This window comes from Sphingobium sp. BYY-5, assembly GCF_022758885.1.
Lineage (GTDB): Bacteria > Pseudomonadota > Alphaproteobacteria > Sphingomonadales > Sphingomonadaceae > Sphingobium.
Genome location: NZ_JALEBH010000002.1, coordinates 1,175,864 through 1,194,200, shown reverse-complemented (window position 1 = coordinate 1,194,200; position 18,337 = coordinate 1,175,864). Strand labels below are relative to the sequence as shown.

Here is an 18,337-nt window from a genome sequence, read left to right as displayed (position 1 = left end):
GCCTGCCGCCCTCGACGCAATCAGGAGAGCGGGCATGGCCGGCACCATCGAAAACGCGACGGATTTCGGGTCTACGGCCAGGAACTGGCTGGAGTCGCTGGGCAAGGATGCGCAGCAGGGGCTGGATATGCTGGCCGACAAGCTGGGACTGGACGGGCTGGTGTCCGACCTAGACCAGTTGCTCGCCCGGCCCTCCATACTCGACAAGTTCCTGCCGTCCGCGGAACGCGCAACCGCACCGAAACCACAGGCGGCGCAAACCTACAGCGTGAAGAAGGGCGACACGCTGGGGGCGATCGCCGCCAGGACCGGCAACAGCGTCGAGGGGCTGGCGCGGCTCAATGGCTTGGCCAATCCCAACAAGCTGTCGGTCGGCCAGGTGCTGAAGCTGGACCATGCGCCCAGGACCGGCCAGACGCAGGCGACCCGCACCCGGCAGGCCGCGGCGAGTGCCCCGGCCGGCGACACCACATCCACGTCGGGCCTGTCGCAGAAGGGCATGGATTTCCTCTATAACCATGAAGCGCAGAAGGGCGTCAGCAACCATCTACACTGGCCCAAGGCCGCAAGCGGCGTCACGCTGGGTCCGGGCTATGACATGAAGGGGCGCAGCGCGGCCGAGATCGAACGGGATCTGACCGCGATCGGCGTCGATCCCTCCGCCGCGCGCAAGGCGGGCGAAGGGGCGGGCCTAACCGGCGCTACGGCGCGCGACTTCGCCGCCACGAACAAGGATCTGATTTCCCTGACCGCCGATCAGGAAAAGACGCTGCTGCGACAGACCGTGGCGCCCTATGCCGCCGCCGTGAAGAATGCGGTGAAGGTGCCGGTGACGCAGAACCAGTTCGATGCGCTGGTGTCCTTCGCCTATAATATCGGCACCGGGCAGGATGGTTTCAAAGGCAGCACCGCGCTCAGCCGGTTGAACGATGGCGACACGGCCGGGGCGGCCGAGGCGATGGGCTGGTGGAACAAGTCGGACGGCAAGGTGTCCCAGGGCCTGATCAACCGCCGCGCCGACGAGGTGGAACTGTTCAACACGCCCGGCGCGCCTTTTGCGGCCGCAGCGGCTCCGGTCGAGAAAGCTGCGGCTCTAATAGCGGGCGCCATCAGCCCCGACGCCCTCGCCGCGACCATCGCGACCAAAGGCGACGCACAGGCCAGGGCAGACCTGGCCGCCGGGAACAAGGTGGTGGTGGCGCTACGCACCGATACGGACACCGGCGCCAATGGCGGCAAGGGCGTTTATGACGACCAGATCGCCGTGGTGTGGAAGGATGACGTCGGTCGCTATCAGGCGAAGCTCTTCGAAGGGAATACCGAGCCATCGGGCCAATATGCGTGGGACGGCCCCAAGGCATCGCGCGGGTCGCACACCGACATGAACGGCGACGGCAAGATGGACCTGGGCCGGTTGCAGACGGGGACGATCCGCTATCAACAGCAATCGGGCGAATTTCTGGGCAACACATTCTTCCGCGCGACCAGGACACAGGTGGCCGAGCGCGACACCAACCAGGATGGCCGTTTCACTGCCACCGATACGAACCGCATCGACCGTTCGGGCGCGGGGACCAGTATGTTGATCCATCAGGGCGGGGCCAGCAACACATGGTCTGCCGGGTGTCAGACCATTCCCAAGGCGCAATTCGACGATTTCGTCGCAGCCCTTGGCGGGCAGAAGGCGTTCAGCTACGTTCTGGTCGATGGCCGCTAGTGATCGCCTGATCCTCTTCTTCTCCCTGGCCCTTGCAGCCTGTGGCGGCGCGGCGCCGGACGCGAACCAGGCGCAGCCTGCCAAGGCGGACGATCCGCCCACGCGACAACAGGCGGCACCGGTCCCCGGCAACGCAGCGAACGCCGCCGCGCCTGCCGATCTGGCAGCGTCGCGGATCGATTTCGCCGCACTCGCCGGGCGATGGAAAGTGACTGGAGTGGTGGTCGGCGGCGGCGTGCAGGCGCTGATCGCCAACGATCCCGCCTATATGGGACAGCTACTCGACATCGGCCCCGACCGGCTCGCTTGGGCGAACGCAGGGCCGGATCAGAAGGGCGCGACGCTTTCCGACAGATGCGACGGCCCGGTGACGGCACGGCAGAGCGGCGCTGCGGCGCAGGACTATGATCGCCAGTTTGCCGCCCAGCTTTCCGACTTAAAGATCAGCCACCCCGATCCCCATGCCGTCGAATGCGACACGGGCCAATGGGGGCCGAACGCGGCGGGCGGCGCGGTGCTGTTCCCGGCCGGTGAAGGCCGGATCGCCATGAGCTGGTATGACGGCGCCGTTCTGCTGATCGAACGGCAGAAACCGGCCGGCTGAGCCCGATCCGTTTCCAGGCCACGGACGGCGTGGTCGTTATCGACATGCTCGACGCTGACGATAGGTACGCCGTGCAAATGGGTTCTGCCTATCTTCCTGCCATCGCCTACGACCTATGGCTATCGGCATGGCATGCATAACAATGATGCTTATTTCGATTCCAGCTGACCAAGGCCAATTAACTCCCGCGCCCAATGATGTGACGTACTACATGTCTCGATTCCGACGAGGCACGGCGGCAGCCTGGCGAAAAACGGTAACAATTGGGCCCGACGTAACAACGACCCCACCTGCGGCATCAATGCCGTGAACCTGGAAAATATTCTTGGCCACATCCAGGCCAAGCGTGGCAATCTCCATGGCGGATGGCTCCTTGCTCGGGTTTGCCTGACAGCAACCCATCTCGCTCATGGATCCGAGCCCCGCTTTCCCGCCCGTCGATCGCTGCTTTGGCACTAGGCCGAGCCATGCCGCGAAGTTTCTGCCGCTGGCAACGTCCGCAAATCTGGTGTAAATGCCATGATCGCACCGGCGGTTATTGGTCCGACGCCCAGCACCGCGCCAAGGCGACGAAGCTCGGTGCTGACCGCCATAGTTTCTCGCAGTCTGAGCGAAAGCTCGTAGATCTTTGCAGACAAGGTGGCGATATGCTCAAGGTGGAGGCCTGCGATCTCCCGGATACTGGGAGGCACATCGATCTCGTCGTCGGCCATCGCCGCGCGGATGTCTTTCAGATGAGGAACGCCTTAGGGGAATACCAAGCCGAACTCCGCCAAATGCATTGGTCGGCCGAGTTCAGCGCAGCAGCACGATAAACCGCATATTCCTGGCTTATGCGAAGCTGATCCGCGACTTTGCGGATCCATTCACCCCTATCGTCAGTTCCGTCCCAGTCGCTCATTGATTATTGTGGGTATCGATGTATATAGATATCCAATATATCCGATTGGAGCCCACTATGGCAACGACTCACAGCAGGGAACTCGCAGCGTTCGGCATCGAGGCGCTTGCGGGGCCTGCCTATGAAATTCGCGAGCGCCTAAAGACGGCAGACGGCGATCAGATCGTCGCCCTCAAGTTCGAACACGGCAACAAAAAATATGCCCAGGCCTTTGCCGAGGCCGTTCGGCTGATTGCGCCGTTGATCGCCGGGAAGCTCGCCGATCGGGAGCAAGCGACGCTCAGCAAACTCGTCGATGCCCTTGTTCCGCAAATACCCTTGCCCGAACATCTGCTGGCCGAAGCCCGGATGAACGCTGAGGCGCGCAAGGCCGTCCTCGAATCCGGCGATTGGTTGACAGCCGCCCGGCTCTCGGAGATCGCCGGCTTTAGCGGCCGCAATGCCAGCGCCCAGCCCAACAAATGGAAGCGCGAGAAGCGCATCTTCGCCCTGCGCCACAACGGGAGCGACTATTATCCAGGCTATGCGCTGGATCCCGAAGTCCATTACCGACCCCTGAAGGGCCTCATGCCGATCCTGGAACGGTTTAACGGCGAACTCGACGATTGGGACATGGCGATCTGGTTCGCATCCGCGAACAGCTTCCTTGGCGGCAAGGCGCCCAAGTATCTTCTCGCCCGTGCACCGGAACGCGTGCTGGCAGCAGCAGAGGACGAAGTCGTAGGCGTCATGCATGGCTAGGCCGAAGACGCCAGCCTCATCCAAAACGCCTGCGTCCACACCTTCCGCACCGTCGGCATCCACCGGCGGTGCGGGAGTGTCTATGGCCGGCGCGGCTCCGATGATAATCCCATCGCCTCCAGCGAACCTCGCCACTCTGGTCACCCGGATGACATGGCCGAAAGGCGACATCATCCATCGCATCCATCCCGACATCTATCAGGCGGGCCAGTTCAATCCTGGGCCAAAGGGCAATGCACGCTTCAGCCCCATCCTTGACGCCACGACGAATTCCATCGCAACCATCTATGGCGGCACCGGCTTTGCGTGCGCCGCCATGGAAACGGTCTTTCACGACGTGCCTTTCGCCCCTGGCTTGAAGACGGTCGCCAAGCGCAAGCTGAAAGCGCATCACTATTCCCAGTTGGCGCCGTCGTTCGATTTGGTGCTTGCGGACCTGAACACCAAGGCGCTCCGCAAGCTTGGCATCAAGCGCGGCGAGTTAATCGACACCGAGAAGAACATCTATCCCCAGACACGGAAATGGGCCGAGGCGTTTCATGCGCAGTGTCCAGATATTCAGGGACTTTGCTGGGTCTCCCGACAGGACGACACCGCCAGAGCCATCATTCTCTTCGAGGACCGGCTCGGTCCAAAGCCGTTGAGCGCGGCCACCACATCTCTGGACCTTGTGACGGACGCGGCGACTCATGCCGCTCTGGTCAGCCTTGCCGATGATATCGGGGTGAAGATCACTGGGAGATGAGGTGTATCAAGCGGTACGTCGACATGGAAACGAACGGCCCGCCCGATCATCTATTCCAGAGCGGCTCGCGCTTCATCAGCTTTTCAAGCTGCGCCGACGGGACCGGCTGCGCATCCAGCGCGGCAAGAAACTGCTCGTGTTTCTCGGCATCCAGAATGAAGGTGTGCTGATCGAGGATCGCCTTGAACTCGGCCACCGCTCTGATCTGGATGACATCGTCCTTATGTGCAGAGGCACTTCGATCCGAACGGGCTTGCCGTGCCATATCGCTAAACTCCTTGCCCGTATTTGTCGAATTGCCTCGACAATGTCCAAACAAACACATGGCCAGATTCATCGCGCTCGATGCGTGAGCGCAAAATCGGCCTCCAAGTCCCAAAATCTGCCTTTTTTTGCTTATTTCCGCTGAATCGGCACTTCAGTGCCCTCCCCATTGCACGCTAGCCTCATCCGCCCATGCCGATATGCACGTGCGACAGTTTCGCCGCAATCGATCAGGCGACCGTCACGATCCTAGCCATGCCCTCGCGGCCCATTGGCTTGACCACGACCTGGTTGTCCATGCGGTCAAAACCGATGTCGACCCTCGCTGCACCAATGCTCAGGCCGCTTATGGTAAGGCTCTGAAGAAAGTGCGGCAGGGTTGGTTCGTGGAAGGATATCTGCGTGGCGGCGACATCGAAGCGCAAGCCGAGACTGGATTGGATCAGTGCGAGCGGTGTTGCAGCCGACCATGCCTGTGGGCTGCACGCGACCGGGTAAAAGGTCGGCCCCTGCGACCGACGTCGCGGGAAACCGCAGAAGAGCTCGGGCAGGCGCATCATATCAACATAGGTGGCGGCAGCGAACAATCCCTCGAATATCTGCGCGGCTTCCCGCTGATAACCATAGCGGGAGAAACCGCTGGCGATCAGTGCATTGTCATGCGGCCAGATCGAGCCGTTATGATAGCTCATCGGATTGTAACGCGCCTCGGTTGAGGCGATGGTACGCACACCCCAGCCAGAGAAAGAGGCTGGAGCCATCAGCGTACGAACCACAGCTTCAGCTCGTCCCTTCCGTGCAAGGCCGGTGTAGAGCACATGGCCGGCATTGGAGGAGCGAACACGGCAAGGACGCTTGTCGCCGTCGAGCGCGAGGACATAGGTGCCGAGTTCGGTATCGAAGAAGGCAGCGTCGAAGCGATCCTGCAGTTGTGCGGCGCGACTGCGATAATCGGTCGCGCGCTCATGATCGCCGATCGCGCCGAACAAGGCGTGCGCAGCCTGCCAGGCGCCATAGACATAGGCCTGGACTTCCGCGAGCGCGATTGGCCCGCGTGCGATGGTGCCGTCGGCATGGAAGATCGAATCATGGCTGTCCTTCCAGCCCTGATTCTGCAGACCCTGATCGGTCAGGCGGCCATATTCGACGAAGCCATCGCCATCACGATCGCCATACGTGTCGATCCAGCCAAGCGCGGCTTCGACATGAGGGAGGATCGTGGCCAGAAAAGCGGTGTCGCCCGTGCGCTCCAGATACGCGCCAGCCAGCATGACGAAGAGCGGCGTAGAATCGATGCTGCCATAATAATGGCGGAAGGGAACTTCGCCCAGTTCCGCCATTTCGCCATGGCGGACCTCATGCAGGATCTTGCCCGGTTCCGCGTCGGCGGCAGGATCGAAGCTGGTTGCCTGATGCGCGGCAAGATAACCTAGCACCCCGCGGCTGATCGCCGGGTCCATCCACAATGTTTCGAGCGCGGTGATGATCGCGTCGCGGCCGAACACGGTGCTGAACCAGGGAATGCCCGCATAGGGATAGGGACCAAATTCGGTGTCCGTCGAGAGCATCGAGATGTCGGCAACGGAACGGCGCGCCACTTCGTTGAACAGAACGTTGGAAGACTGTATCGCCGCTCCGCGTTTGCGGGCAAGCCTGAGCGCCTGCATCGCTTCGCGCAGGGATTTGAGAAATTGCTTGGGCAGCGCGTCGCTGGCTTCGATTTGCTCGCAGGAGATGCGGGTGAAGAGTGTGCAGCGCTGGCCGGGGGGCACGGTCACGTCGAAGCGCGCGTGGCTTTCGGTCAGTTCGGTCGGCATCGGATCGAAATGCAGATGCGTATGCCGTTCGCGATCGTCCCGTCCGAGATAGCTGAGTAGCACATCGCTGGCGCCCACCCTGGGCGTGCGTAGCGTACCTCGCCGCAGCCGGGTCATGCCGCGGATTTCGAACAGATCGGCAAAGTCAGCGGAAAAACCCAGATCGACGGCTATTTGTCGGGTTTCGGTGTCAAAATTGCGGATCGTGACCCGCTCGTACAGCGCGTCCTTCCACAGGAAACGGGTCCGTCGCAAGTGAATGATATCATGCTCTACCATGACCCGACCGTCATCACCCAGGAAATCGGGATTGGCGAGGTCGCAGGTCAGCATCGCATTATCGTCCCGGAGCGCGGAACTGAGCAGGATCGGCCGCATGTCGTTGATGGTGAGATACAGGTGCGATAGGTGCCGGGTGTCGCGATGATATAGCCCTTCTGGACTGCCCACCCCGGAAATGGCATCCCCGCTATGATCGAACATGGCGAAACTGTCGCCGTGCTTCAGCGTCCGTGGCCTACGCTCATGGAGTGAGGCTGTCGCAGGAATGAAAAACTGGGTCTGTGCCTGGGAGAGCGCCTGTCCTCCGTCGATACCGGGTGCCTCCAACTGGGACTGGATCAGCGGCATGGCGGCAACTCCTTATGCAACGACCTGCAGTTCGGCCTCTTCGCCGCGCTGGCGGCGAAGCCGGGCCGCGTCAGTGCGGGCGCCGGGCAGACGGCGATACAGCGCGACATAGTCGGCCGCCATCCGCTCCGCCGTGAAGCGTGCGTCAAATGCACCGCGCACCCCGGCTCGATCGAGATGAGGCAGGGCCGCCACCGCAGCGACCGCTTCGTCCTCCGTCGCCACAATGAAGCCCGACACGCCATGCTCAATCACTTCGGGCACCGACCCGCAACGAAAGGCAATTACAGGCGTCCCGCAGGCCATCGCCTCGATCATTACCAGACCGAAAGGTTCAGGCCAGTCGATCGGGAACAGAAGCGCACTCGCCTGGCCCAGGAAATGAGCCTTCTGCTGCTCGTTGATCTCGCCAATGAACTCGACATTGGGGTAGTGATCAACCAGCGGTGCGATCTCCTGTTCCCAATAGGCGCGATCGACGGCGTCGATCTTGGCCGCGATCTTGAGCTTCAGGCCCGAACGTGCCGCGATCCGGATCGCGCGATCCGGTCGTTTTTCCGGCGATATCCGGCCCAGGAACGCCAGATAATCCCCGCCCTTACCAAGGCGCGACGTCAAGAGGTCGGCCGGCAGGCCATGGTAGATGGTTCCTCCCCAATTGACCGGCGGCATTGGCAAGCGCTGATGGTCGGAAATCGATACCAGGCTGTGCTGGGGGAAGGCGCGGTAGAAGGGCGGCAGGTCCGGCAGGTCCAGTCGGCCATGCAGGGTCGTGACCGTGCGGCCTATAAAGTCCTGGACCATGGGTAGGTGCAGCATGTCGATATGGAAGTGCAGTGCATCAAATTCGTCGGCGCGACGGCGAACCTGTTCCAACATCATCATATGATAGGGAATGGTATCGACCACGGCAGGATTGAGGCGCAGCGCCATGTCCGTGACCGGCACCAGTTCGGCGCTGGTCTGCGAATCTCCACTGGCGAACAGGGTCACTGCATGACCCTGACGAACAAGCTCCTCGGTGAGGTAGGAGACGATACGCTCGGTGCCGCCATAGAGCTTGGGCGGCACGCTTTCGGCCAAAGGGGCGATTTGCGCGATCTTCATGCGGGCATTCCTCTCAAGGGAGTAAAGCCCTCCGGTCCCCGACATGCGGCAGGCTGCAGGGCTATAAGTGTCGACGGGCTATATAGGTTGCATGAACGAACTCGGTTCGCCTCAAGCGGCAGCGGCAGGCTTGCCACGCCTTCATATTGGATATCGTCAGTCGCCGCTTAGTGTGCGGGCCAGCTCGATCCAGACATCTCATGACATGGATCGTATAGATGGCGCGTTAAACGGCTGTTTGACGTGAGTCTTGTGGCGTCAAGCAGGGCGCTGCGGAGTTATCCGCCCGTTTGTCGTGCCGCATTGTCCGCGGGCACATTATCTGGGCCGGATCGGCCAGATCAGCCCTTCAGGGTAACAATCCCCACCACGCCAGGCTTGGATGACGGATTGGAAACGTTGGTCTTCTTGGGCTTTGCCGCTTTGGGCTTACGGACTTCACGGTTGGATTTCTTCTGGCTTTTAGCCATAATTCAATTCCCATCTATAGATATGAGCGCCCCGGACACATTGGTAGGCGTTCGAACACTCTGACGTCTTCTGGCTTGCTTCTCCCGCTCACGAACATTGAAGATCTTTGCGTGGGCCCGTGTGAGTTCTTCATGTCGTAACCTGGCCACGGGGCATGTCACCGTCGCCACATGGTCCAGATCCGCAAGCGTTATCCTTTTTAGGTAGACCTGATTTTCCCTCGCGATCACCGCCATGGAGTGGACCATTGTATGATATGCGCAGGCGATCTCATAGCTGTCCCGGTTATCACCTTGCCTTTCACGATCGAGTTCCCCCACCGCCGTAAGGAGTGGGGTCAAAAGCAGATCGTGTATCGGCCATGAGCGAGCGATAAGGCAGTCGATGGTCGCGGATACGCTTGGCATAGCCCTGAGCTAGGCCTTCATGTGCCGTCCTTGCCGCAAAACAGATTGATGCCTTGGCGCGCATGATTTCCTCCTGCTCGCGCTTTAGCAAATAATTGAAATCTTCCATGAGGACTGCTCCGGCTTGGCAAGCGGGAGCACAATAGTCTCTCGGTCACAGCGAATGCCTGCAAGCAATTTTCGCGCGATAGCAGCTTATATCACATCCGGCGGCATTCCTTGCCTGAAATCGCACAATTTCTATCCAGTCTGACAAGTTATTCAAACGGGGCGACTACATCAACCTTCAGCTCGACTTTGTACGATTAGGTAACGAAGCATACGCTATGACCTGATGGCAGCTATAAATTCACCTTGAAAGACGACGAAATTATTCTGCGCATCGAAATGTTCGACGCCGCTAGCGGCGGCGTGGGGTGGTACGAGGACAAAGGTGAGCCTCCCAGATTGCAAGGTGATTTTCTGACTTTGCTCGGCAGAGCGCTTCATCGGTCGTGTGTCAGGCCTCTGGTGTGGCTTGCTGGGGCCACGGGCCGTTATGCAGTTCGAACGATCCGGGCCACATCGGTTCAGCGAGCTTGGTTTGCTCTCGCCCCCCGCGACTGGTTAGCTGCATCGTGAACATTGAAGTCCTTGCCTGTTGATTTCCACTGAGAAGTGACCCGGGTAGGGCGTAAATTTCCACTGAGAATTGACCCATGTTGAACTCGTCCCTGGCTTTGACAAGCGAGGGTATATGGAGTGTTGGACATGGCGTTATTAAGCGTTATCCGGCGCTGGCATTTTCGCGATCATCTACCGATCCGGGAGATAGCGCGGCGCACCGGACTATCACGCAACACGATCCGCAAATATTTGCGGTCCGAGACGATCGATCCGCGGTTCAAGGTGCCCGATCGACCAAGCAAACTGGACCCATTTGCTGAGCATCTGGCGGCCTGGCTGCGGCGCGAGATGGGCCGATCGCGCAAGCAGAAGCGCACGATCAAGCAGTTTCACGCCGATCTGGTGAGCCTGGGCTATGAAGGATCCTACAACCGGGTTGCCGCTTTTGCTCGGGACTGGCGCGAAGATTATCGGCGCCAGCAACAGATTGGCGGGCGTGGGACATTCGTGCCCCTATCGTTCGCGCCGGGGGAAGCTTTTCAGTTTGATTGGAGCGAGGACTGGGCAATCATCGCCGGGGTTCGGACCAAGCTGCAGGTCGCGCATTTCAAGCTCAGTTACAGCCGGGCATTCATCGTGCGTGCCTACCTTCTGCAAACCCATGAGATGCTGTTCGACGCCCATAATCACGCCTTCCGCGTGCTGGGCGGCGTGCCGCGCCGGGGTATCTATGACAATATGCGCACTGCCGTCGACAAGGTCGGGCGTGGCAAGAAACGCACCGTCAACGCACGCTTCCTGACGATGGTCAGCCACTATCTGTTCGAAGCTGAGTTCTGTAACCCGGCTGCGGGATGGGAAAAGGGGCAGGTCGAGAAGAATGTCCAGGATGCGCGGCACCGTCTGTGGCAACCAACGCCGCAGGCCGAGAGCCTTGATGCGCTGAACCTGTGGCTGGAGGAGCGCTGCAAGGCGTTATGGGAGGACATCCCTCACGGGATCGAACCCGGATCGGTTGCCAATGCCTGGGCCGATGAATCTGAGTGTCTGATGGTTGCGGGCAGGCCCTTCGATGGTTTTGTGGAATATCGCAAACGGGTATCGCCGACCTGCCTCATCCACTTTGAGCGCAATCGCTACAGCGTACCGGCCTCTTTCGCCAATCGCACTGTCAGCCTGCGCGTCTATCCTGATCGCTTCCAGGTCGTCGCCGAGGGACAGCCAATCTGCACGCATCAGCGCATCATCAACCGCTCTCACGACGGTCCAGGTCATACGGTTTATGACTGGCGCCATTATCTGGCGGTCGTGCAGCGCAAGCCCGGCGCCCTGCGCAACGGTGCGCCCTTCCTTGAGCTACCCGATGCGTTCCAGCGTCTGCAGCGACATCTGTTGCGCAATCCTGGCGGCGACAGGGAAATGGTCGAAATACTGGCGCTGGTTCTTCATCATAATGAGCAACTGGTGTTGACGGCGGTCACCATGGCGCTGGAGGCTGGCGTTCCGACCAAGACCCATATCCTCAATCTGCTCTACAGGCTGGTCGACGGAAAACCGATCTCCACGCCGCCGGTGACGGCGCCCCAGGCGCTCAAGCTGGTCAGCGAGCCGATGGCCAATGTCGAACGCTATGATGATCTGCGCAAGGAGAAGCGTCATGCGTCATGACCCTGCCAGCGGCGCCATCGTCGTCATGCTCCGCAGCCTCAAGATGCATGGCATGGCGCAGGCCGTCACCGATCTCATGGAACAGGGATCTCCAGCCTTCGAAGCCGCCATTCCGATCCTCTCCCAGTTGCTCAAAGCCGAGACAGCAGAACGGGAGGTTCGATCTGTGGCCTATCAGCTTAAGATCGCGCGCTTCCCTGTCTATCGCGATCTGGCCGGCTTCGACTTTACCAGTAGCGAGGTCAATGAAGCTCTGGTGCGTCAGTTGCATCGCTGCGACTTCATCGACATCGCCGACAATATCGTGCTGGTCGGCGGTCCTGGCACCGGCAAGAGCCATGTGGCAACGGCGCTGGGCATCCAGGCCATCGAACATCATCGAAAGCGCGTCCGCTTCTTCTCGACGGTCGAACTGGTCAATGCGCTCGAGCAGGAAAAAGCACAGGGCAAGGCCGGTCAGATCGCCAATCGCCTCCTGCACTCTGATCTCGTTATCCTGGATGAGCTTGGATATCTGCCGTTCAGTGCTTCAGGGGGCGCGCTGCTCTTCCATCTGCTGAGCAAACTCTACGAGCGCACCAGCGTCATCATCACCACAAACCTCAGCTTCAGCGAATGGGCCACCGTGTTCGGCGACGCCAAAATGACCACGGCGCTTCTCGATCGGCTTACCCATCATTGCCACATCCTGGAGACCGGCAACGATAGCTTCCGCTTCAAAAACAGCTCTGCCAAGCAGATCAGAACCGAAAGGAGAAAACCACGGGTTGACCCGCCCATGACACCCGAAACATAATCCGCAGACGGGTCACTTCTCGATGGAAAACCCGGGTCACTTCTCAGTGGAAATCAACATCTTGCCGCTGCGATCGCCGGGGAAGGCGTGTTTGAGCGCATTGATCACAAGCTCGGTGACGATCAGTCCCAGACTGACCGAAATGTCCGCGTTCACGCTACTGTCGTCGGCAGTCACTTCAAGCGACAGTTGATCATGATCGCGGATCATCGATGCGCCCAGGCTCTGACAAAGCTGGGTGAAATAGGTGCGCAGTTCCACATCGCCCAATCGCGATGCCGCAAGCTGCTGCTGGAGGGTGGCGATAGACATGACCCGGTGGTGCGCATCATGGAGATGGCCGCGGGTCTCTTCCGATTGCACCCGCCGCGCGCTCTGCATGAGCACGCTGGCAATGATTTGCAGGCTGTTGGCGACGCGATGCTGGATTTCCTGGAGCAGTATCGCCTTTTCGCGCAGCAGGTCATCCTTTAGCTTTTCGCTGATCCGTGCCTGGGTGACGTCGGAAATGGTCAGGAGCAGGCGGACCTGTTCGGCATCGCCATATTCAAGCTTCTGTGCGTTGAGGACGAGGCGGCGCGGTACGGCATCGCCCCTGAGTTCCATCTCATAGGCTTCGATCTTTGCATGACCGGAGAGGGTTGCCGCGAGCAAGGATCGAAGCTGCGGCACATCCCACTCGCGCGCGTTTAGCTGGAATAGCGGCCGTCCGGCCGCATTCTGCGGATCGAGGGCGAAAGTGCTGTAGAAGGACGTGCTGGCGGCGATCACGGACAGATCACCATCAAGCAGCAGCGCGGGCGCGGTGGAGGAAGCAAGGATAGCCAGCGCCAGATTGTGCGCAATGTCGGTATGGCTCGTTCGGTTCACGATATGCCCCCTTCCGGGGAAGCCGGGAGCTTGCGGGGATGAAAGCCGGTCCGGGTAGCGGCGACATACTGCTCCCCGGTCGGGAACATGGACTCGCATCCGCTCCGTAGCATGGATAACGCCGAGACCCGGCGTCTATTCGATCAAGGGAGGATATTTCGGTTCGGAGCGCCCGCTGATCCGCCTGATCGCTTCCTCTCCTGCCGGTGACAATGTTGGCGGATCGACTATCAGCTCATCCGTTGGCGATTGTCGTTGAGAATGCGCCAGCGTGCCTTCGCGTATCCTCTCTGTCATCCGATGATATATTCACGTTCGTAGGTTGGTTATGGGGGGAGCGATACAACCGAGACCGACATTCATTATGGATCGCAGTCTAATTCTCTTGCGGCGAAGAGGATGAACGCGTGATATAATAGGTGGCGCTGGAGATCGAGAAAGCGGACTTGCACCGCTCGGCACATCCGATCGAAGGCCGGAATGAGTTTCGTTTATGTCGAAAGCACTCAGAAAGAAAGAGCCGGTGACCCCGATCAAGGAAATCTATCGCGCCGTTGATGCCGTCGTCGCCGCGCCAGCCTTCCAACACGATCAGGATCTTGTCTTCCGCCGAAAAATGCCACCGGGTCGCCCGCAGGATGTCCTTCACCGCCCTACTCGGCAGGCTTTTTAGCGTTACGGGATTTGGATCTCCGCTTCGCCCCTTCGTCAATGCGACGAAACCCAGACCCTCCCTAAATCACAACCCCAAATCTGTGCTGTTGATGCTAACGGCGACAAGCCCCCCTGCGGAAAATCGTCCCAGCGAATGCTTTTTTGCCTCGATGGAGTTCGCGTATGATTAATTTTCCGCGTGACGATCAGCTGTTGGGAAAGTCAGCGCAAACTCGCCGCATAACAGCATTCCCAGACGAGGCCTGCACTCCGCTAATCTACGCCGCGAACTGTGCCAAATGTTCTGACAAAGGACAGTTCAGCTCCATGTCGCCTCCTTCCATAAGCGACCGGTCTCTTCAATGACCGGGCCTGAGGCTTGATCCTGCCGACCGACCGCTCTCATTTTTGCAACGTTCCGTGCCGATCATTGCGTTGGATCGGGCGGGCAAAATCGGCTTCATAGGATCTGCCATGCGCGCACCCGTCCTATCCCTCCCGTTCGCCCCTAATTCATCGGCAAAAGGCGCCAATGCGGCATGAGCGAAGCGTCCTTCGTTGCCATGCAGCCCGGCCCGATTCCCCGTTCGGAAAATGAGATCGCAGCGGCGGCAGCCGCGCGCGGCCTGACCATCCCGGATCTCTGCCTGGCCGGGGTCATCGCTAACCTTGACTTGCTCGCCCAGCATGCCGACCGGCTTTTCGGGCCGGATTTCAGACCATGCGCCTGATCTCCGACATCGCTAACTCCGCCGTAGCCATCGCCGATGCGGTGCGCGGCCGTCGCATCACCGCACGCGCAGTCATCGATACATGCCTGACGAGGCTGGAAGCGGGCAATCCGCCTCTGCTCGCCGTCACGCGCCCACTCGCCGACCGGGCGCGTGCAGAGGCGAAGGCCGTCGATGCCGCCATCGCCACCGGGCGCGATCCGGGACCGCTGGCAGGTGTCCCCTATGGCGTCAAGGATCTGTTCGATGTGCAGGGCCTGCCGACGACCGCCGGGTCCGCCCTCTATGTTGACGCCGCGCCTGCGCGGGTGGATGCCGAAGCGATCGTCCGGCTGCGCGAAGCGGGGGCCGTGCTGGTCGCAACCCTCAACATGGACGAGTTCGCCTATGGCTTTGCGACGATCAACGCCCAGCACGGCACCACGCGCAACCCCCACGATCTCGACCGGCTGGCGGGTGGCTCTTCGGGCGGATCGGCGGCGGCGGTCGCGGCCGGGCTGTTGCCCTTCTCGCTTGGCTCCGACACCAACGGATCGGTGCGGGTCCCCGCCAGCCTGACCGGCATATACGGCCTCAAGCCCACCCATGGCGCGTTACCCATGGGCGGGGTATTTCCCTTTGCGGCGAGTTTCGATGATATCGGCCCCTTCGCATCGTCGGTCGCCGACATGCAATGCGTCTGGCAGGTGCTGACCGGAACCCCTGCGCAAGAGCCCCGCGAACCCATCCGCGTCGCGCGGCTAGGCGGGCGCTTCCGCGACAATGCTGATCCCGACCAGATCGCGGCGATGGACGCTATCGCCCCGGACGCGCCGCTGATCGACCTGCCCGATATCGCGCGGGCGCGATCGGCCGCTTTCCTGATTACCGCTGCGGAGGGCGGCGCGCTGCATCGCGACGCGCTCGGCCGTGACGCGATGGCGTTCGACCCAGCGACCCGCGATCGCCTGCTGGCCGGCGCGCTGCTGCCCGACAGCCTGTACAAGGCCGCTCAGGCCTTCCGCGCGCAATATAAGCAGCGGATCATCGAACTGATCGCTGACCATGATGTGCTGCTCGCGCCCGCCACGCCCTGCGTTGCGCCACCGGTCGCCGACCCGCGCATCTTGATCGACGGCGCGTTGTCGCCCGCGCGCGCGGACCTGGGCATTCACAGCCAGCCGATCAGCTTCACCGGCCTGCCCTCGCTGAGCGTACCCCTGCGCCGTCCGGGCCGCTTGCCGCTGGGGCTGCAACTGATAGGCAGGCCGGGGGGCGAAGCGACATTGTTCCGCTTTGCCGCGCTACTGGAAGACAAGGGGCTGACCGGCGTAACGTCGCCGGCCGGAGCGAGGGAAGCAGAATGACAGACGCGGTGGTACAATCGAAAGTTAGCGCGCTCGAACGCTATTTCAGCCTGTCGGAACGGGGCACTTCGGCCCGGACCGAGATACTGGCTGGGATCACCACCTTCCTGACCATGGCCTATATCGTGCTGGTCAACCCGGCGATCCTGGGTCAGGCGGGGATGCCGATCGCAGCGGTGGCAGCCGCGACCTGCTTTGCCGCCGCCTTCGGATCGATCCTGATGGGGCTGGTCGCCAACACCCCGCTGGCGCTGGCGCCGGGCATGGGCCTCAACGCCTATTTCAGCTTCACCGTCGTCCAGCAGATGGGCGTGCCCTGGCCGATCGCGCTGGGGTGCGTGTTCATTTCCGGCATCGCCTTCCTGATCCTGACACTGACCGGCGTGCGCCAGATGATCGTCGCCGCTATCCCGATGCACCTGTTCGCCGCAGTCGCAGGTGGCATCGGCCTGTTCATCGGCTTCATCGGCCTCAAAAATGCAGGCATCGTCGTCGCCAATCCCGCGACCTTCGTGGCTCTAGGCGACCTCAAGGCGCCGGGCGCCGCGCTCGCGCTGTTCGGCCTGCTGGTGATCGGCGTGCTCAGCGTCTGGAACGTGCGCGGCGCGATGCTGATCGGCATCGTCGCAACGACGCTGGTCGGCTGGCTTTGCGGCCAGGTGGTCGTCAGTCCCGAACCCTACAGCCTCGGCTCGCTGACCGGCACCGCCTTCAAGCTCGACCTGTCGGGCGTGTTCGGCCTGACCGGCAGCCATGGTCTTGGCCTGCTCGAAATATTGTTCGTCTTCCTTTTCGTCGACCTGTTCGACAATATCGGAACGCTGGTCGCGGTCACCAAACGCGCGGGGCTGATCGACAAGGCGGGACGCATCCCGGGTCTCAACCGCATCCTCATCACCGACGCCGCCGCCACCATCATCGGGTCGATGGCGGGCACCAGCACCGTCACCAGCTATGTCGAGAGCGCGGCCGGCGTGCAGGCGGGCGGGCGCACCGGGCTGACGGCGGTCGTCACCGGTATCCTGTTCCTCGCCACCATGTTCGTCGCCCCCTATGCGCAGATCGTCCCGCTGGCGGCGACGGCGCCCGCGCTCATCATCGTGGGCGGCCTGATGCTGCTGCCATTGACCGAGGTGGAGTGGGAAGACCCGCTGTCGGCGATCCCGGCCTTCCTGACGGTGGCGCTGATCCCACTGACCTTCTCGATCGCCAATGGCCTCGCCTTCGGCATCACGGCCCACGCCATATTGAAGCTGCTGCGTGGGACCGCGACCAAGGCGGACTGGTTCCTCTTCCTGCTCGCGGCATTGTTCGTCGTCCGCTTCGTCTGGATGAGCGCGGCATGATGCGCGCGCTCCTCATCGCGCTGCTGGCCCTTGTCCTGCCGACAGTCGCCACCGCCACACCGCTCGACCGGACGCCGCGCACCGTGGTCATGACCGCCTTTGCGCCCGAATGGGATGCGCTGGCCCATTCGGTCGAAAAGCCGAAAACGCACCATATCAACGGCCTGACTTTCCTGACCGGACGCATGGTGGGCAAGCCGGTGCTGCTGATGCAGAGCGGCGTCAGCATGGTCAACGCCGCAATGAACACCCAGTTGGTGCTGGACCGTTTCACCGTAAAGCGGATCGTCTTTTCCGGCATAGCGGGCGGTGTCGATCCGGCGCTGTCGATCGGTGACGTCGTGGTGCCAGAAGACTGGGCGCAATATCTGGAGGTATCCTTCGCGCGCCAGACGCCCGAGGGGTGGGTTGTGCCGGAGCCGGTCGACCAGGATGCGCCGCCCCATTTCGGCATGATGTTCCCGCGCGGCGTAAGGTTGGGCAATGCCACCGATCCGTCGCGCCGCCATTACAGGCTGGCGGTCGATCCCGCACTACTGGCGCTCGCCCGCAGGGTCGCATCCGACGTGACGCTGCGCCGCTGCGTCGATGGGCAGGCCGCCCCTACCCATTGCCTTGCCCATGATCCCAAGTTCGTGGTCGGCGGGACGGGCGTCAGCGCCGGGGTCTATGCCGACAATGCCGAGTTTCGCGACTATCTGGCAACCGCGTGGAAGGCGCGCGTACTCGACATGGAAAGCGCGGCGGTGGTACAGGTCGCCTATGCCAATGCCGTCCCGGCGATCGTCTTCCGCAGCCTGTCCGACCTCGCCGGGGGCGATGCGGGCACGAACCAGATGAACACCTTCATGGCGCTGGCCTCGGTTAACAGCGCGAACGTGGTGCGCGCCTTCGTCGCCGCCCTGCCGGACTAGGA

18 protein-coding genes and 1 pseudogene are annotated in these 18,337 nt (G+C 61.5%); 10 read left to right on the top strand and 9 right to left on the bottom strand.

Going from position 1 to position 18,337, the window contains the following annotated elements; all coding sequences use genetic code 11:
- The first annotated feature begins 34 nt into the window (after positions 1–34).
- Together MOK15_RS21355 and MOK15_RS21350 are read left to right on the top strand one after the other, a co-directional pair.
- Positions 35–1,717: a glycoside hydrolase family protein gene (locus tag MOK15_RS21355; RefSeq protein ID WP_242933676.1), complete on the top strand. Its 1,683-nt coding sequence runs from the start codon at positions 35–37 to the stop codon at positions 1,715–1,717.
- Positions 1,707–2,321, top strand: a complete 615-nt coding sequence (locus MOK15_RS21350) for a hypothetical protein (protein ID WP_242933675.1) — start codon at positions 1,707–1,709, stop codon at positions 2,319–2,321. Before MOK15_RS21355 ends, MOK15_RS21350 begins: the two co-directional genes overlap by 11 nt.
- Before the next feature lie 167 nt (positions 2,322–2,488).
- Here the strand turns inward: MOK15_RS21350 and MOK15_RS21345 are convergent.
- Positions 2,489–2,681 (bottom strand): annotated as a pseudogene (locus MOK15_RS21345) (IS110 family transposase); the annotation flags it as partial.
- 95 nt (positions 2,682–2,776) lie between these two features.
- On the bottom strand, positions 2,777–3,034 hold the full coding sequence (locus tag MOK15_RS21340; RefSeq protein WP_242933674.1) for a hypothetical protein: 258 nt from the start codon (positions 3,032–3,034) through the stop codon (positions 2,777–2,779).
- A gap of 233 nt (positions 3,035–3,267) precedes the next feature.
- Here MOK15_RS21340 and MOK15_RS21335 point away from each other — a divergent pair, with 233 nt between their 5' ends.
- Both MOK15_RS21335 and MOK15_RS21330 read left to right on the top strand, forming a co-directional pair.
- Entirely contained in the window at positions 3,268–3,963 is a 696-nt protein-coding gene (locus MOK15_RS21335; RefSeq protein WP_242933673.1) for a hypothetical protein, read from the top strand.
- Between the two features lie 82 nt (positions 3,964–4,045).
- Complete coding sequence (locus tag MOK15_RS21330; RefSeq protein ID WP_242933672.1) at positions 4,046–4,708, top strand: RES family NAD+ phosphorylase; 663 nt, start codon at positions 4,046–4,048, stop codon at positions 4,706–4,708.
- A gap of 46 nt (positions 4,709–4,754) precedes the next feature.
- Here the strand turns inward: MOK15_RS21330 and MOK15_RS21325 are convergent, their stop codons facing one another.
- From MOK15_RS21325 to MOK15_RS21310, 5 genes are all read right to left on the bottom strand, one after another.
- Positions 4,755–4,973 (bottom strand): DUF1778 domain-containing protein, encoded by a 219-nt coding sequence (locus MOK15_RS21325; protein WP_242933671.1) that lies wholly within the window; start codon positions 4,971–4,973, stop codon positions 4,755–4,757.
- 229 nt (positions 4,974–5,202) lie between these two features.
- Positions 5,203–7,419, bottom strand: coding sequence for an amylo-alpha-1,6-glucosidase (locus MOK15_RS21320; RefSeq protein WP_242933670.1), 2,217 nt, complete (start codon positions 7,417–7,419; stop codon positions 5,203–5,205).
- A 12-nt stretch (positions 7,420–7,431) separates the two neighbouring features.
- A complete protein-coding gene (locus MOK15_RS21315; RefSeq protein ID WP_242933669.1) occupies positions 7,432–8,526 on the bottom strand; it encodes a glycosyltransferase family 4 protein in 1,095 nt (364 codons plus the stop codon).
- Positions 8,527–8,867: 341 nt separating this feature from the next.
- Complete coding sequence (locus tag MOK15_RS21960; RefSeq protein ID WP_278254338.1) at positions 8,868–8,996, bottom strand: hypothetical protein; 129 nt, start codon at positions 8,994–8,996, stop codon at positions 8,868–8,870.
- Positions 8,997–9,297: 301 nt separating this feature from the next.
- Positions 9,298–9,513 carry a hypothetical protein gene (locus tag MOK15_RS21310; protein WP_242933668.1) on the bottom strand — a complete coding sequence of 72 codons (216 nt, stop codon included), beginning with the start codon at positions 9,511–9,513 and terminating at the stop codon, positions 9,298–9,300.
- 641 nt (positions 9,514–10,154) lie between these two features.
- On the opposite strand from MOK15_RS21310, the gene istA reads away from it, so the two are divergent.
- Both istA and istB read left to right on the top strand, forming a co-directional pair.
- On the top strand, positions 10,155–11,678 hold the full coding sequence (gene istA / locus MOK15_RS21305) for an IS21 family transposase (RefSeq protein ID WP_242930107.1): 1,524 nt from the start codon (positions 10,155–10,157) through the stop codon (positions 11,676–11,678).
- Positions 11,668–12,474: an IS21-like element helper ATPase IstB gene (gene istB, locus MOK15_RS21300; protein WP_242930106.1), complete on the top strand. Its 807-nt coding sequence runs from the start codon at positions 11,668–11,670 to the stop codon at positions 12,472–12,474. Before istA ends, istB begins: the two co-directional genes overlap by 11 nt.
- Positions 12,475–12,510: 36 nt before the next feature.
- Here istB and MOK15_RS21295 read toward each other — a convergent pair whose 3' ends face one another.
- Positions 12,511–13,344 (bottom strand): PAS domain-containing sensor histidine kinase, encoded by an 834-nt coding sequence (locus MOK15_RS21295; protein WP_242933667.1) that lies wholly within the window; start codon positions 13,342–13,344, stop codon positions 12,511–12,513.
- Positions 13,345–13,720: 376 nt separating this feature from the next.
- Positions 13,721–13,993 carry a hypothetical protein gene (locus MOK15_RS21290; protein WP_242933811.1) on the bottom strand — a complete coding sequence of 91 codons (273 nt, stop codon included), beginning with the start codon at positions 13,991–13,993 and terminating at the stop codon, positions 13,721–13,723.
- A gap of 544 nt (positions 13,994–14,537) precedes the next feature.
- Here MOK15_RS21290 and MOK15_RS21285 point away from each other — a divergent pair.
- From MOK15_RS21285 to MOK15_RS21270, 4 genes are read left to right on the top strand one after another with little or no spacing between them, the layout of a single operon-like run.
- Entirely contained in the window at positions 14,538–14,729 is a 192-nt protein-coding gene (locus MOK15_RS21285; RefSeq protein ID WP_242933666.1) for a DUF4089 domain-containing protein, read from the top strand.
- A complete protein-coding gene (locus tag MOK15_RS21280) occupies positions 14,720–16,075 on the top strand; it encodes an AtzE family amidohydrolase (protein WP_242933665.1) in 1,356 nt (451 codons plus the stop codon). The genes MOK15_RS21285 and MOK15_RS21280 overlap by 10 nt, the downstream gene beginning before the upstream one ends.
- On the top strand, positions 16,072–17,421 hold the full coding sequence (locus MOK15_RS21275) for an NCS2 family permease (RefSeq protein WP_242933664.1): 1,350 nt from the start codon (positions 16,072–16,074) through the stop codon (positions 17,419–17,421). The genes MOK15_RS21280 and MOK15_RS21275 overlap by 4 nt, the downstream gene beginning before the upstream one ends.
- Positions 17,418–18,335, top strand: a complete 918-nt coding sequence (locus tag MOK15_RS21270) for a 5'-methylthioadenosine/S-adenosylhomocysteine nucleosidase (protein ID WP_242933663.1) — start codon at positions 17,418–17,420, stop codon at positions 18,333–18,335. The genes MOK15_RS21275 and MOK15_RS21270 overlap by 4 nt, the downstream gene beginning before the upstream one ends.
- Positions 18,336–18,337: the final 2 nt, after the last annotated feature.